This window comes from Achromobacter aegrifaciens (genome assembly GCF_902859965.1).
GTDB lineage: Bacteria > Pseudomonadota > Gammaproteobacteria > Burkholderiales > Burkholderiaceae_B > Achromobacter > Achromobacter aegrifaciens.
In genome coordinates this window covers 96,798-111,244 of sequence record NZ_CADIKO010000008.1, presented here as the reverse complement: position 1 = coordinate 111,244, position 14,447 = coordinate 96,798, and the positions used below count along the sequence as shown (strand labels likewise).

The 14,447-nt window shown below is 66.5% G+C and carries 12 protein-coding genes and 1 pseudogene; 7 read left to right on the top strand and 6 right to left on the bottom strand.

The genetic code is table 11. The features are described 5' to 3' along the window. Together HV793_RS30550 and HV793_RS30545 are read right to left on the bottom strand one after the other, a co-directional pair. Positions 1 to 328, bottom strand: a pseudogene (locus HV793_RS30550) (Zn-dependent hydrolase); the annotation flags it as partial. A gap of 11 nt (positions 329 to 339) precedes the next feature. Then, positions 340 to 1,695 (bottom strand): hydantoin-5-propionate amidohydrolase, encoded by a 1,356-nt coding sequence (locus tag HV793_RS30545; protein WP_175163603.1) that lies wholly within the window; start codon positions 1,693 to 1,695, stop codon positions 340 to 342. 99 nt (positions 1,696 to 1,794) lie between these two features. Between HV793_RS30545 and HV793_RS30540 the strand changes: the two genes are divergently transcribed. The 6 genes from HV793_RS30540 to HV793_RS30515 all read left to right on the top strand — a co-directional run bounded on the left by HV793_RS30540 (position 1,795) and on the right by HV793_RS30515 (position 10,034). After that, positions 1,795 to 2,685, top strand: coding sequence for a LysR family transcriptional regulator (locus tag HV793_RS30540; RefSeq protein WP_175214442.1), 891 nt, complete (start codon positions 1,795 to 1,797; stop codon positions 2,683 to 2,685). 220 nt (positions 2,686 to 2,905) lie between these two features. Continuing rightward, a complete protein-coding gene (locus HV793_RS30535) occupies positions 2,906 to 3,997 on the top strand; it encodes a thiohydantoin desulfurase (RefSeq protein WP_175182222.1) in 1,092 nt (363 codons plus the stop codon). Positions 3,998 to 4,007: 10 nt separating this feature from the next. Then, positions 4,008 to 5,684: a thiourocanate hydratase gene (locus HV793_RS30530; RefSeq protein WP_175214441.1), complete on the top strand. Its 1,677-nt coding sequence runs from the start codon at positions 4,008 to 4,010 to the stop codon at positions 5,682 to 5,684. Between the two features lie 120 nt (positions 5,685 to 5,804). Then, the gene (locus HV793_RS30525) at positions 5,805 to 7,145 is read left to right on the top strand and encodes an MFS transporter (RefSeq protein ID WP_054459118.1); all 1,341 of its coding nucleotides are present in this window, start codon (positions 5,805 to 5,807) and stop codon (positions 7,143 to 7,145) included. Next, complete coding sequence (locus HV793_RS30520; protein WP_175182220.1) at positions 7,138 to 8,217, top strand: MBL fold metallo-hydrolase; 1,080 nt, start codon at positions 7,138 to 7,140, stop codon at positions 8,215 to 8,217. Before HV793_RS30525 ends, HV793_RS30520 begins: the two co-directional genes overlap by 8 nt. A 107-nt stretch (positions 8,218 to 8,324) precedes the next feature. After that, the gene (locus HV793_RS30515; RefSeq protein WP_175163612.1) at positions 8,325 to 10,034 is read left to right on the top strand and encodes an HAL/PAL/TAL family ammonia-lyase; all 1,710 of its coding nucleotides are present in this window, start codon (positions 8,325 to 8,327) and stop codon (positions 10,032 to 10,034) included. A gap of 38 nt (positions 10,035 to 10,072) precedes the next feature. On the opposite strand, the gene HV793_RS30510 is transcribed toward HV793_RS30515, so the two are convergent. The 4 genes from HV793_RS30510 to HV793_RS30495 form a co-directional block, all read right to left on the bottom strand. Continuing rightward, positions 10,073 to 10,666, bottom strand: coding sequence for a 2-hydroxychromene-2-carboxylate isomerase (locus tag HV793_RS30510; RefSeq protein ID WP_119451794.1), 594 nt, complete (start codon positions 10,664 to 10,666; stop codon positions 10,073 to 10,075). Positions 10,667 to 10,677: 11 nt separating this feature from the next. Beyond that, positions 10,678 to 12,015, bottom strand: a complete 1,338-nt coding sequence (locus HV793_RS30505) for an MFS transporter (RefSeq protein WP_082401350.1) — start codon at positions 12,013 to 12,015, stop codon at positions 10,678 to 10,680. A gap of 45 nt (positions 12,016 to 12,060) precedes the next feature. Then, positions 12,061 to 12,846, bottom strand: a complete 786-nt coding sequence (locus HV793_RS30500) for an aldolase (RefSeq protein ID WP_054459111.1) — start codon at positions 12,844 to 12,846, stop codon at positions 12,061 to 12,063. A gap of 130 nt (positions 12,847 to 12,976) precedes the next feature. Next, positions 12,977 to 13,852 (bottom strand): LysR family transcriptional regulator, encoded by an 876-nt coding sequence (locus tag HV793_RS30495; RefSeq protein ID WP_175163616.1) that lies wholly within the window; start codon positions 13,850 to 13,852, stop codon positions 12,977 to 12,979. A 149-nt stretch (positions 13,853 to 14,001) separates the two neighbouring features. Between HV793_RS30495 and HV793_RS30490 the strand changes: the two genes are divergently transcribed. After that, positions 14,002 to 14,445, top strand: a complete 444-nt coding sequence (locus HV793_RS30490) for an NUDIX hydrolase (protein ID WP_175214440.1) — start codon at positions 14,002 to 14,004, stop codon at positions 14,443 to 14,445. Positions 14,446 to 14,447: the final 2 nt, after the last annotated feature.

Below are 14,447 nucleotides of genomic sequence, written 5' to 3'. Positions count from 1 at the left end.
GGGTGTGGGCCACTTCGATGCCGGCCAGCACGCCGATGATGCCGTCGAAACGGCCCCCTGCCATCACGGTGTCGCAATGCGAGCCGGTGGCGATGGGCTTGCGCGCGGGATCGCGCCCGGCCAGCGTGCCTATCAGGTTGCCGCCAGCGTCCAGGCGGGTCGCCAGGCCCGCGGCCTCGAATTCGCCGCGCAGCCAGGCGCGGGCCTCGTCGAACAACGGCGAGAATGCACGGCGGGTCCAGGGGACGTCGGGCAGGGTGAAACGGGAAAGGGTTTCGACGCGGGCCCAGAGGCGCTCGGCGTTCAGGGGAGGAAACTGCACAGACATTGCCGTTTCCCTCAGGCCTGGCGCGGACGCAGGAAGCGGCCGTCGCCCTTCTGATTGACGATGCCCTTGCCATCGTAGACCTGCTGGCCGCGGCACCAGGTGCCCGCGACGCGCACGGTGAACTCGCGGCCTTCGAACGAACTCCATTGCACCGCCGACAGGCTGGTAGACGGATCGAAGGCATAACGTTCCGGCTTGAGGATGACGATGTCGGCGTCCTTGCCCACCTCCAACGAACCCTTGCGGTCATCCAGCAGGAAGTGCTGCGCGGGGTTGCGGCTCAGTTGGCGCACCACCATGGACGGCGCGATGCCATGCTCTTCGCAGCCGGTCCAGAAAGCGGGCAACAGCGTTTCCAGGCCCGGGCCGCCGGACGAGTTCTTGAATACGTTCGGATTCTGCTTGCGCTCCAGGCCCCAGCTGACATGGTCCGACGACACGAAGGTGCATTCGTCCTTGGCGATATGGGTCCAGAGCAGGTCGACCTCGGCCTTGGGACGGATCGGCGGATAGTGCTTGGTCTTCGCGCCGAAGCGGCGGGTGTGCTCTTCGTGGTTCAGCATCAGATACTGCACGCAGGTTTCGATGCTGGCGCGATGGCCGTTGCGGCGGTACATATTGCAGATCTCGAAACCGCGGGAAGTCGACACGTGTACCGCATGGGCGCGCGCGCCGGTTTCGGCGCCGATCTCATAGATCAGCGCCGTCGCCAGGTTCTCGATCAGCGGCGTATGCGCGCGCATGAACGCGTCCCAGCCGGTGTCGTCGGCCTCGACCAGCCGCGCGATGTTCTTGCGGGTCAGTTCCTGCATCTGGTTGTGCACGCCGCAAACCAGTCCGGATGGAGCGATCAGGCGGAAGGCTTCGTACAGATCGTCTTCCTCGATGCGGGGAAATCGGCCCGGGGTCGCTTCGAAGGTCGAAAACTTGAAGGCGCATACGCCGCCTTCGATTAGCCCCGCCGCGGCCGCCAGGCCGTGCTGGGTGTTCAGGGTGCCGAACAGCGCCACGTCCACATGGCAATCGCGCTCCACCTCGGCGATCTTGGCGTCGAGCTGCGGACGCGAAGCCACGGGTTCCGGATCGTCGTAGGGCATGTCGACCATGACCGTCACCCCGCCGGCGGCAGCCGCGCGCGATGCCCAGCCCAGTCCTTCCTGGTTCAGCTGGCTGCCCGAATGCACCTGGCCGTCGACCACGCCGGGCACGATCCACTGGCCCCGCGCATCCACGCTGTCGCGGCCCGCGGGGGCCTCGCCAGCGCCGCGCGCCGCGACCTTGCCGTCCCTGACCGCCAGCCAGCCGTCCATCACCACGCCATCCGGGTCGACGATGTTGCCGCGCACCACCAAATCGAAATCGCTCATGACCGCTTCCATCCTGTGTTGAGTGCAAGCAGTGTAGGAGCGGCCATCCAAAACGTCTTATGCTTATATGTGCGTGAGAATTAACATCAGGTTAAGCATATGAAATTGAATCTGCGGCAGATCGAAGTCTTCCGGGCCATCATGCTCAGCGGCTCCATCAGCGGCGCATCCAAGCTGCTGTTTGTTTCGCAGCCCGCGGTCAGCCGGCTGATCGCCTATACGGAGCAGCGCCTGGGCTTGATGCTGTTCCAGCGCATCAAGGGCCGGCTGTACCCCACCCCTGAGGCCCACCGGCTGTTCGTGGAGGTCACGGCGCTGTACCAGAACGTGCAGCGCGTGAACGAGGTCGCCGACAATCTCGCCGAAAACCGCGAGGGGCAACTGCGCCTGTCCTGCAGCCCCAGCCTGGGCCAGTCCTTGCTGCCCCGCGCCATCGCGCTGTTCCGACGGCAATTCCCGGAAGTGCGCATTGTCCTGCAAACCTTGATCCCCACGGTGATGCAGCAATCGCTGTTGACGCAACAGGTGGAACTGGGCGTGGCCTACATGCCGGTGGAACACCCCAGCCTGGCGTGGCAGCCGCTGTATGAAAACCAGATCGTGGCGGTGCTGCCAAAAGGGCATCCGCTGGCGGCGCGCGGCCGCGTGACGGTGCACGATCTGGCCGAAGAGCCGCTGATCGGTTACAGCGCGGACATTCCCTTCGGCATGTTGATCAACAAGCTGTTCGGCGGCGAACATGCACAACCCGAACCGCGCATCGAGGTCCAGCAGGCGCACGTCGCCTGCGCCCTGGTCCAAGCTGGCGCAGGCGTGGCGCTGGTGGACGAGATTACGGTAGCCGGGCCGATCTGGTCGGAAGTGGTGACCCTGCCGATCATCGGCACCGTGAACGCGCCGGTCAATGTGTTTCATCTCGCGCTCCAGCCCCTGTCCCGGCTGGCGCTAGCCTTCATCGACGTGCTCCACAAGCTCGACCAGCGCGGCTGAATCAGCCCGGCGCCTCGATCACGCGCCTAGGGGATATCCCTCAGACCCTTTTCCCGCTGCCCAACCGCTCCGCTATGAGCGCGTCCAGCAATTAACATCATGTTATGTACAAAGCATAAAAGGTAATACGACATTATCAGGGCTGCTTCCTATGATCCCCCCGTCCATCCCGCAACCGTTGCGGGAATCATTGAAATGAGCAACCGGGAGGAAAGGCGTCATGGGAAGAATTTTGACGATGCAAGATGTCGAGGCTGCGGTTCGGGGCGGGTCGGTATTCGCCTGCGGCGGAGGCGGCTGGGCCGAGCATGGGCGTGAGCTGGGCTCGCTTGCCGTCACCATAGGCCGCCCTGAACTGGTAACCATGGATGAGGTGCCGGACGACGCCTGGATCGCCACGGCGGCCGCGATTGGCGCGCCGGGCGGGCTCACCGACTGGCAAATGCTGGGCATCGACTACGTCAAGGCCGCGCAACGGCTGCAGGACGCGCTCGGAGAGCGGATCTACGGGCTGATCATCGGCCAGAACGGCATGTCCAGCACGCTGAACGGCTGGCTGCCTTCGGCCGTGCTGGGAACCAAGGTCGTCGACGCCGTCGGCGACATCCGCGCCCACCCCACCGGCGACATGGGTTCGCTGGGATTGGCGGGCAGCCCGGAACCGATGATCCAGTGCGCGGTGGGTGGCAACCGCGCCAGCAATTCCTATATGGAGCTGACCGTCCATGGCGCCACCGGCAAGGTATCGCCGGTGCTGCGCAAGGCGGCCGACATGGCGGGCGGCTTCATCGCCAGCTGCCGCAACCCCATACGCGCTTCCTATGTGCGCCGCCATGCAGCGCTGGGCGGCATCAGCAAGGCCCTGGCGCTGGGCGAGGCCATCATCGCCGCACAAGCGCGCGGCGGCAGCGCGGTCATCGACGCGATCTGCAAAGCCACGCAGGGCGAGATCATCGCTTCCGGCAAGGTGGTGCGCAATACGCTGCGCTACACCGACGAAGCCTTCGACATCGGCACCGTCGAAATCGGCGAAGGCGCCTCCAAGCGCGTCATCCATGTGATGAACGAACACATGGCGGTGACCGACGGCCAGGGAGAACGGGTGGCCTGCTATCCGGATGTGATCACCACGCTGGACAGCGACGGCAACCCCGTCAGCGCGGGCAAGCTGCGCGAGGGCCTGCAAGTCAGCGTGCTGCACGTGCAGAAGCAACACATCCCCCTGTCTTCCAGTGTGACGGATCCTTCCGTCTATCCCATCGTGGAAAAGGCGCTGGGCATGAACTTCACCGACTACGCATTGGCATCCTGAGGTAAACGGCGTGAAACGAGAATTCAACATCCCCGGCGGCAACACCCTGCGCTGCAAAGGCTGGCGCCAGGAAGCGCTGCTGCGCCTGCTGGAAAACGTGCTGGCGGTGGGCGAAGACCCGGCCAACCTGGTGGTCTACGCCGCGCTGGGCCGGGCCGCGCGCGACTGGCCCGCGCATGACGCCATGGTGCAGGCCCTGATGGAACTGGAGGAGGACCAGACCCTCATCGTCCAGTCGGGCAAACCCATAGGCGTGCTGCGCACGCATCCGCAAGCGCCAATCGTGATCATGGCTAACTGCAACATGGTCGGCCAGTGGGCGCATGCCGAGAACTTCTACCAGATGGAACGCGACAACCTGATCTGCTGGGGCGGACTGACGGCGGGCGACTGGCAGTACATCGGCTCGCAAGGCGTGATCCAGGGCACCTATGAGATCTTCTCGCGCATCGCTGAACGCCACTTCGACAACGATCTGCGGGGACGCTTCATCCTGACGGCGGGCATGGGCGGCATGGGCGGCGCGCAGCCGCTGGCCGGCCGCATGGCGAATGCCGCCATCCTAACGGTGGAGATCAACCCCGAGCGCATCGAAAAACGCATCAAGGCAGGCTTTCTTGAACGGCGCGCCGACACCCTGGACGAAGCCCTGGAGCTGATCCAGGCGGCACAGGCCCGCCGCGAACCCGTTTCGGTCGGCCTGTTGGGCAATGCCGCGGACGTCTACCCCGAAATCCTGGCCCGCGGCATCGTGCCCGATATCGTCACCGACCAGACCTCGGCGCACGACCTGGTCTACGGCTACATTCCCGCCGGGCATACGCTGGAACAGGTGGCCGACATGCGCCGCAACGACGTGCCTGGGCTGATGGACGCCAGCCGCGCCTCCATCGTCCGCCACGTCACCGCGATGCTGGGATTCAAGGACCGCGGTTCGATCGTCTTCGACAACGGCAACCTGATCCGCACCCATGCGAAACAGGGCGGCGTCGAGCGCGCGTTCGAAATCCCGGTTTTCACCGAGGCGTTCCTGCGGCCCCTGTTCGCGCGCGCCATCGGTCCGTTCCGCTGGATCGCGCTGTCCAACGACGCGGACGACATCCGCAAGATCGATGACTTCCTGCTGCAACGTTTCCCGGACAACTTCATCGTGTCCAACTGGATCCGGCTGGCGCGCAAGGAAGTGCCGTTCGAGGGCCTGCCCGCGCGCATCGCCTGGCTCGGCCACGGCGAGCGTACCGAGCTGGCGCTGGAAGTGAACCGGATGGTGCGCGAAGGCGTGCTGAGCGGGCCCGTGGCCTTCACACGCGACCACCTGGACGCCGGCGCCATGGCCCATCCGAACATCATGACGGAAAACATGCGCGACGGCTCCGACGCCATCGCCGACTGGCCGTTGCTCAATGCCATGATCAATTGCTCGTCCAGCGCCGACCTGGTGGCGATCCATTCGGGCGGCGGCGGATACAGCGGCTACATGACCAGCGCCGGCGTCACAGTGGTGGCCGACGGCACCGAGGCCGCCGACCAGCGCCTGCGCCTGTCGATGACCAACGACACGGCCAGCGGCGTGCTGCGCTATGCGGATGCGGGCTACGAAGACGCGCTGGACGAAGTGCGCAAGAAGAACATCGCACGAATCGACACCACCCGATACAGCCACAACAGCCCTGGACAGAGCGACTAGCGACCGTGGGCGGCACGATGCTTGAAGGCGTGCGTGTGCCGCCGCAGGGCCAAGGGGCGGCGGTTCATTTTCAGTTTATTCAGAGCGTGCTCCAAGCACGCATGATTCCAGGGGAAAGCAATGAAAGACATCACGATCAATCCGGGAGCCGGGGCTCCACCCGGCCGTCCGGCGCATCAGGCCACGGCGCAGGAGCGCAGCGGCCGCAAGGCAGTGATTGCCGCGTCGGCCGGCAATGCCCTCGAATGGTATGACTTCACCGTCTATGCCCTCTTCGCTGTCTACATCGGACAGAACTTTTTCCACAACTCCGATCCCACCGTGCAACTGATGGCCTCGTTCCTGGCCTTCGGCCTGGGCTTCGTGGTGCGTCCCCTGGGCGCGCTGGTGCTGGGTTCCTATGGCGACCGCGCCGGCCGCAAGGCGGCATTGACCCTGACCATCATGCTGATGGCCGTGGGCACGCTGCTGATCGCGGCAGCTCCGCCGTATGCCGCGATCGGCGTGGGAGCCCCGCTGCTGATCGTCTGCGGCCGCGTGCTGCAAGGTTTCTCTGCCGGCGGCGAGGTCGGCGGCGCCACCGCCTTCCTGGTCGAACATGCGCCAGAGGGCAAACGCGGCCAGTATGCCTCGTGGCTGCAGGCCAGCATGGGCATCTCCAACCTGCTGGGCGCGCTGGTGGCGACCTTGGTCACCACGCTGCTGACCGAACAACAGGTGGGCGAATGGGGCTGGCGCGTGCCGTTCATCATCGGGCTGGCGATCGCGCCGGTGGGTCTGTGGATGCGGCGGGCGCTGGACGAAACGCCGCATTTCCGCGAGGAACAGGCGCGCCAGGAGCGCCAGGGCGACCACGTCAAGGCGCCGCTGCTGGCGGTCCTGCGCAACTACCCCAAGGAGCTTCTGACCGGCCTGTGCATGTCGGTGCTGTGGGCGGTCGGCCCCTACGCGCTGATCATCTTCATGCCCATTTATGTGCAGAAATCGCTGGGCTTCTCCAGTTCACAGGCCTTCACGGCGGCGCTCGTGGGCAATCTGTTTCTGATCGGCGGTTGCGTATTTTCCGGCACGCTGTCGGACCGCTACGGGCGCCGCACCGTTCTGCGCGCAGCGGCGCTGATCCTGCTGATCGCCGTCTACCCGCTGATGATGTGGCTGAAGGCGACACACACCCTGGGCGCACTCATCGTGGTGCAATCGCTGTTCTGCCTGATGGTGGCGATGTACGTGGGCGTGGCCCCCGCGGCCTTGTCGGAAGTGTTTCCCACGGCAGTCCGGTCTTCGGGCATGTCCCTGTCGTACAACACGGCGGTCACGGTGCTGGGCGGATTCGCGCCCGCCATTCTTACCTGGATCACCTACACCACGGGCGTGGCGTTCGCGCCCGCGCTCTACGTGATGGGCGCCTGCGTGGTCGCACTGGTGGCGCTGACCCTTCTTCCGCAGGGCCGCCATGTTTGACGCGCGCAAGACATGGATCGCAGCCGCCGCCCTGACCTTGGCCGGCTTTTGTTCGGCGCCGTTCGCGGCTGAACCGCCCGGCTCGGCCGAGCTGGTGCTCCTGGGGGTCGCCGGCGGCCCGACCTGGTACGGGGATGACTCGCCGCACGGAATATCCTCGGCCGTACTGGTGGATGGCAAGGCCTACGTCGTCGACCTGGGCTCGGGCGCCTATCGCCAGTTGCGCCGCGCGGGCGTCAAGCCCGGCTCGGAGCAGGCCGTCTTCCTGACGCATCTGCATACCGACCACATCATCGATCTGGCCAACCTGCTCATGTATGACCCCAGCGCCCGCCGCCGCGCCAAGGCATCGATGCAGATTTACGGGCCTGGCCGGCGCGGCGCGCTGCCGCCGCTCGCGCCTGGCATGAAGGACGCCCCCGTGATCCACTCGGAGAATCCTTCCGCGGGGACTCGCGACCTGGTCGAATCGGTCATTGCCGGCATGTCGGCCGATCTGAACATCCGGGTGCGCAGCGAAGGCGTGCCGGACATCCGGCAGTTCTTCCAGGCGCACGACATCGAGGTTCCGGACGGCGTGGTCAAGGACCCCAACACCGACCCCGCCCCGCCGATGGACCCGTTCCCCGTCTGGCAGGACGAGCGCGTCAAGGTCAGCGCCATCCTGGTTCCGCACGGGCTGGTGTATCCCAATTTCGCCTACCGTTTCGACACCAAGGCGGGTTCCGTGGTGTTCTCCGGCGATACCGCGGTCAGCGAAAACCTGATCAAGCTGGCCCGCGGCGCGGACTTCCTGGTGCACGAGGCGATCGATCCGGCCTGGGTCGACCACATCGTCGGCGCCAAGCCCTGGGATGCCCGCCAGCAAGCGTTGGCCCGCCAACTGCTGGAAGCCCACACCACGCCGCAACAGGTCGGCGAAGTCGCCACCCGCGCTGGCGTCAAGACGCTGGTGCTGTCCCACCTGGTCCCGGGCGACGCCCCGGCGGAGCATTGGCTCCAGGCACGGCAGACCTTCCAGGGACCGGTAGTGCTGGGACAGGACCTGCTGCGCCTGCCCCTCGGTCCCTAACGCCCGACCCACCCCCATTTGCACGCTTTCCTCCGCGGACCGCCAGTCGGTCCGCGGGGCGCGCCGCATCCACAGCATCCGTAGCTTCCGTCATGCCAGGAGTCGCAATGCCCACGCTGAACTCACCGTTCTCCCCTACCCGCCTCCATGGCGCACTCATCCGCCGTTCACTGGGCGCCGCCCTGCTCGGCGCCTTGCTCTGGCCATTGGCCGCCACCGCAGCCGCCTGCGCGCCAGTCGAGCTGGACGGCCGCTCGCTGACCCTGGCGCAGATCGAATCCGTGGCCAGGCAAGGCTGCCGCGTGACGGTGGCCGATGACGCAATGCAGCGGGCGGAACGCTCCTATGAGCTGCTGCTGGCGTATGCCCGGTTGGACCGCCCGGTGTACGGATTGAACCGGGGCGTGGGTCTGAACAAGGACCAGACCATATTCCAGGGCGGCGCGATTTCGCCCGAGGTCCGCAAGCTGTCGGAGCAGTTCAACCGCAACCTGCTGCGCTCGCACAGCGCCGCCTACGGCAGCGAGGCGCCCCAGGAAGTCACGCGGGCCGCGATGCTCATCCGGCTGAACACGGCCCTGTTCGGCGGCGCCGGATTGCAGCCTGCCGTGCTGCGCCAGTACGCCGAGTTTCTCAATCGCGGCGTGACCCCCGTCATGTTCGGCGAGGGCTCGGTCGGGCAGGCCGACATTACGATTCTTCCGCAGATCGGACTGGCGATGATGGGCGAAGGCCAGGCCTACTACGGCGGTCAGCGCCTGCCCGCGTCGCAGGCATTGCGTCAGGCGGGGCTGACGCCGATACAACCCTTCGGCAAAGACGCGCTGGCCATCGTCAGTTCCAATGCCTATGGCGCCGCCGTCGCGTCGCTGGCGGCGTTGGATGCCGCCAGGCTGCTTTCCCAGGCCGATGCGGTCGCCGCGCTGTCGCTTGAAGGGCTGGACGGCAACCTCGCTCCGCTGTTGTCCGCGTCCCAGGCCCAACGCCCGTATGACGGGCAGGTAAGCACGGCCCAACATATCCTCACGCTGTTGCGTGGCAGCTCGCTGTGGCGGCAGGACCCGAAACGCGCGCTGCAGGATCCGTTGAGCTTTCGCACGGTGAGCCAGGCCCATGGGGCCGCCCGGGACATGCTGGAGCTGCTGCAGCGACAACTGCTGCTGCAGATCAACAGTTCCGACGACAACCCTACCGTGGCGCTGGATGCCCGGCCCGCAAGCGATGCCCAGCCTTATGAATTGCAGTTCTACGTCACGCAGGGTCCAGTCCAGGGCGCCGTGATTCCCAACGCCGGATTCGATCCCAGTGCCTGGGCGCTGCCCTTGCAGAGCATGGGCGTGGCCTTGTCACAGGTGGCCCAGTTGTCGGCGCAGCGCACGCTTCGGTTGACCGATACGGCGTTCACCGGGCTGCCGCGGTTTCTCAGCCCGGGCAATGGCTCGATCGGATATGGCCCGATCCAGAAAACCGTCTCGTCGCTTGCCGCCGAGATACGGGTACTGGCGCTGCCGATCGCCACCGATGTGCAGCCCCAGGCCGGCAATATCGAAGACGTGGGGACCAATGCCCCCGCCACGGGCCGCAGAGTGGCCGCTCAGATCGACCGGCTGACCACCCTGCTCGCGGTGGAACTGATGCACGCCGCCCAGGCGGTGGACTTGCGCGTCGCCAAGCATCCCGATTTCGCCGTCGGGACAGGCACTGGCGCGTTGCGGCATGACTTCCGCGAGCGCGTCCCCTACATGAAGGAAGACCGCCGCAACGACGAAGACATCGTCGTTGCGGCCAATTTCCTGGCTCACGCCAGGCAGCAGTAGCCGGCAGCGGCCTCTACGGCGCGCTGACGCCTCCCAGCCTACGCCGCCACCGCCTCCTCCAGCATCTCCAGCCGGTCCTGCCCCCAGAACACCTCGCCCCGGTACACATACGACGGCGATCCGAACACCCCGGCCGCGACCGCGTCGTTGGTGTTGCGGCGGTAGACGGCCTCGATGCCGGGCTCGGCCGCCGCGGCCAGTAGCGCCGGAGCATCCAGCCCCTGCTGTGCCAGGATGGCGCGCAGGGTGGCCTCGTCGGAGATGTCCTGCTCGTCGCACCACTCCGCTTTCAGGATCGCCTTGTACAGCGCCGCCACCGGCAGGCCGGCATGGTCCGCCGCGATGACGATGCGCGAAGCCAGGCTAGCATCCGGGCACATATAGGCCGGTTGCGGATTGACGCGGATGTCCAGCTTGCGGCACCAGCGCGCCAGCTCCGTCACGCGGTAAGCCTGGCGCTCAGGTGCGCGCAGGCCCAGCAGGATGCCGCCGGTGCGGGCGTAGACCTCGGGCAGGTCCACCGGCAGGTAGCGGATCACCGCCTGCTGGCGCGCCGCCAGCGCCTCCAGCCTGTCGGCGCCGAGGTAGGCCCAGTCGGAGTTCATCCAGAAGTAATAGTCGATGGTCTTCATGGCGTCCACAATCATGGCGTCCTCAGGTTGGCGCGGGCCGGCACCCGCAAGGCCGCAACCGCAGGCGCCTCGCTGCGCATCAGCCAGGCGCTGAACAGGGCGATCACACCCAGGATGCTCAGGTACCACACCACGTACTGGGGATCGCCCCCGCCCTTGGCCAGCAGCCAGGTCGCCACGATGGGCGCCAGGCCGCCGCCGATGGCGCCGGACACCTGTACCGCCAGCGATATGCCCGTGTAGCGCACCTCGGCCGGGAACTGGCTGGAGAACAAGGTGCCTTCCGGCCCATAGAGGCAAGCGTAGACCAGGCCGACCGCCAGGCAAACCGCCAGGATGATCCAGCCCGTGTCCCGCGTGCCCAGCAGATGGAAGAACACCGGCGCGCACGCCAGGATGCCCAGGGTGCCGGCCATGAACACCCACTTGTGCCCGATCTTGTCGCCCAGCATGCCGAACAGCGGCATGGTGAACAGCGCCACGGCCGCGCCCCAGATCGTGGCGTCCAGCATCACGGAACGCGCAATGCCCAGCGTGCCCGTGGCGTAGGCCAGCGAGAACGTCACCACGGTATAGAACCAGGTCACTTCCGCCAGCCGTGCGCCCACCACCACCAGCAGCGCGCGGCGATGGTGCTTCAGGACTTCCGCCACCGGCACTTCGACCTTGGCGCCCTTCTCCTTCATCTGCTCGAAGTCTGGCGACTCGGCCACCTTGACCCGGATGAACCAGCCCACCAGCAGCAGAACCACGCTGGCCAGGAAAGGCAGGCGCCAGCCCCAGGCCAGCATGTCGGCCTCGGGCAAGGTCGCGACCGCCCCCATCGCCAGCGACGACAGGATCAGGCCCGGCGCCACGCCGGCTTGCGGCAGGCTGCCGAAAAAGCCCTTCTTGCCATCCGGCGCATGCTCCACCGCCATCAGCACTGCCCCGCCCCATTCGCCGCCGACCGCGATGCCTTGCAGGAAGCGCATCAGCACCAGCAGCACCGCGGCCCAGTAGCCGATCTGTTCATAGGAAGGGATCAGTCCGATCAGGATGGTGGGCACGCCCATCAGCAACAGGGTGATCAGCAGCATGGATTTACGGCCGATCTTGTCGCCGTAGTGGCCGAAGATCACGCCGCCCAGCGGCCGCGCGAAAAAGCCCACGGAATAGGTGGCGAACGCCGCCAGCGTGCCCGTCAGCGGATCGAAGGAAGGAAAGAAGATCTTGTTGAAAATCAGCGCGGCAGCGGTGCCGTAAAGGAAAAAGTCGTACCACTCGATGGTGGTGCCCATCATGCTGGCCAGTCCGGCCGTCACGTAATCGCGGCGCGAGCGCGCAGCCGCAGGCTTGGTCGTCATCATCATGACTCCCCGAAAAAAGTTCTGGAGGAATGGGGCTGCGCGGTATCAGGCGGCGGGCAGCGGCAAGGGCGCAATGCCATGCGTCTGCCGGGCCCAGTAATTGAACGTCGCATTGACGATCGAGGGCTTGAGCAGATAGTCGTGCGCTTCGCGCGCCAGCGCGTCGTCCACCGGCGTCAGCGGGCCGAAGGCCTGCGCGCGGATCTGCATGCGCGCCGCGCGTTCCAGGTAGACCGACAGGTAGGTCGCCTCTTCGCAAGACACGCCGGCCGTCAGGTAGCCGTGATGCGCCAGGATGATGGCGCGCTTCTTGCCCAGCGCGCCGGAGATGATCACCCCTTCCTGGTCAGCGATCGGCACGCCTGGCCATTCCCCCAGGAAGGCGCAGTCGTCGTGCAAGGGCGTCATGTCCATCTGCGAGATCACCAGCGGCTGGCGCGCCGCGGCCAGCGCCGAGGCCCACGGCGAATGCGTGTGGATGATGGATTGCACGTCGGGCCGCGCTTCGTATACCCACAGGTGAAAGCGGGTGGCCGGGTTGGCCATGCCCTCGCCCGTCAGCGTGTGCAGGTCGCGGTCCACTTCGATGAAATCGGCCGGCGTGGCTTCGTCAAAGCCCAGCCCGAAGCGCAGGGTCCAGTAGGCCCCCGGGCGCTGCGAACGCACGCTGATCTGGCCGGCGAGCCCGGCTTCCTGCTCGGTCATGGCCAGGATGCGACAGGCATAGGCCATGGTTTCCTGGATGCTGCGCGGCACGGCGCGCAGATGGTGCGCCATTTCCTGCGTGGCGCGGGTGTCGAAATAGGATTTCTCTCGTAATGCGGTGCTCATGTCTTCCCCTGTGTAATGCCCGCGCCATCGGCGCCACCGGACGCCGCGCGAGGTATGCACAGTATGGAAAGCCATGCGCAATACAGCCATGCAGCCACGGTCATAGCTGCTATTCGACCCGCCAGGCCGGCTATTGCGCCGCGATGCGGTGGGCGACGGCCAGCAGCTCGCTCACCAGCGGCAGGGGCTGGCGGTTGGCCAGCGTGATGGCGACCACGCGCCGCCGCAAGATGGGGCTCTGGACCCGGACCTTGCGCAGGCCGTACTCGGTCAGCAGCTTGTCGGGGATGCGGGACGGCAGGATACAGGCGCCCACGCCCGAGGACACCAGCTTGAGCATGGCGTCTATGGTTTCGGCCTCGGCCACGAACTCCGGCTCCAGCCCCGCGCTATGGATCATCTTGCGCAGCGCGTAATGCGGCGGAAAGCCCACCAGCCGCAGGTCCATGCCGGCCAGGTCGACGTCGTCCGGCAGTTGCACCTCGCCGCGCACGATCAGGCACATGTCGTCGTCAAACAGCGTGGCCGACGCCAGGTTGTCCGAGGCGACCGCCGCGTCATAGACGAAGCCCACGTCCGCCTTGCCGCTTTCGACCAGCGCCACCACCTCGGGCGAACTGCGGCCCATCACGGACAGGTTCACGTGTTCATGGCTGCTGACGAAACTGGCCACCACCTCGGCCATGAAGTAGTAGCTGAGCGTGTGCACGGTGGCGAGCCGGACCGTTCCCTGCGTCACGCCTTCGCGCTGGCGCACGGCCTCCAGTACCCGGTCGATGTTCCGATAGGCGGGCTGGATGCCGTCGAGCAGCCGCGCGCCGGCCTCGGTCAATTCGACGCCGCGGCCTGTGCGCACGAACAGCGGCTTGCCCACGTGGGCCTCCAGCGCCGCCAGTTGCCGGCTCAGCCCGGACTGGGTCTGGTCCAGGTCCTCCGCAGCACGCGATAGCGATTTGAGTTCCGCGATGCGCAAGAAATAGCGCAACTGCCGGTCCGGTGTATCCATGCTGCCCTCCCGCCCCCTTTTCGATGCGCTCATGCTGGCGCGGTTGACAGTGTGCACCAGCGACCGGTCCGGCACTACGGGGATTTGCGCTAAGGCCGGGTTGGCGTACCCTGGCATACCCAGGCCTCCGCCACGAAAAGGAACCTCGCATGACCGCGTCCCCGCCCCAGCGTCCCGTCGCCGCCACCATCGCAGCAGTCGTGCGCGACGGCCGCGTGCTGCTGGTGCAACGCGCCAACCCGCCTGACCAGGGCCGCTGGGCCTTTCCCGGCGGCAAGATCGACGCGGGCGAAGGCGTGCTTGCCGCCGCCGTGCGTGAACTGCTGGAAGAAACCGGCGTGCGTGCGCAACCGCTGCACGTGTTCGACGCGGTGGACGTCTACGACCGCGACGACGCGGGCGCACTGCGCCGCCACTTCATCCTGATCGCGGTGCTGTGCCGCTGGCAATCCGGCGAGCCGGTGGCGGGCGACGATGCCGCCGACGCCCGCTGGGTGCCGCTGGAAGCATTGGACAATCATTCGCTCGCGACCAGCTTCGGCGTGGCCGAACTGGCGCGCAAGGCGGCGGCGCTATCATCGGCCGAGCCGTAGCG

Excerpts from the sequence above, each read along its gene's own strand:
- HV793_RS30545 (WP_175163603.1), bottom strand. The coding sequence starts at position 1,695 with ATGAGCGATTTCGATTTGGTGGTGCGCGGCAACATCGTCGACCCGGAT.
- HV793_RS30540 (WP_175214442.1), top strand. The coding sequence starts at position 1,795 with ATGAAATTGAATCTGCGGCAGATCGAAGTCTTCCGGGCCATCATGCTC.
- HV793_RS30535 (WP_175182222.1), top strand. The coding sequence starts at position 2,906 with ATGGGAAGAATTTTGACGATGCAAGATGTCGAGGCTGCGGTTCGGGGC.
- HV793_RS30525 (WP_054459118.1), top strand. The coding sequence starts at position 5,805 with ATGAAAGACATCACGATCAATCCGGGAGCCGGGGCTCCACCCGGCCGT.
- HV793_RS30520 (WP_175182220.1), top strand. The coding sequence starts at position 7,138 with ATGTTTGACGCGCGCAAGACATGGATCGCAGCCGCCGCCCTGACCTTG.
- HV793_RS30515 (WP_175163612.1), top strand. The coding sequence starts at position 8,325 with ATGCCCACGCTGAACTCACCGTTCTCCCCTACCCGCCTCCATGGCGCA.
- HV793_RS30510 (WP_119451794.1), bottom strand. The coding sequence starts at position 10,666 with ATGAAGACCATCGACTATTACTTCTGGATGAACTCCGACTGGGCCTAC.
- HV793_RS30505 (WP_082401350.1), bottom strand. The coding sequence starts at position 12,015 with ATGATGACGACCAAGCCTGCGGCTGCGCGCTCGCGCCGCGATTACGTG.
- HV793_RS30500 (WP_054459111.1), bottom strand. The coding sequence starts at position 12,846 with ATGAGCACCGCATTACGAGAGAAATCCTATTTCGACACCCGCGCCACG.
- HV793_RS30495 (WP_175163616.1), bottom strand. The coding sequence starts at position 13,852 with ATGGATACACCGGACCGGCAGTTGCGCTATTTCTTGCGCATCGCGGAA.
- HV793_RS30490 (WP_175214440.1), top strand. The coding sequence starts at position 14,002 with ATGACCGCGTCCCCGCCCCAGCGTCCCGTCGCCGCCACCATCGCAGCA.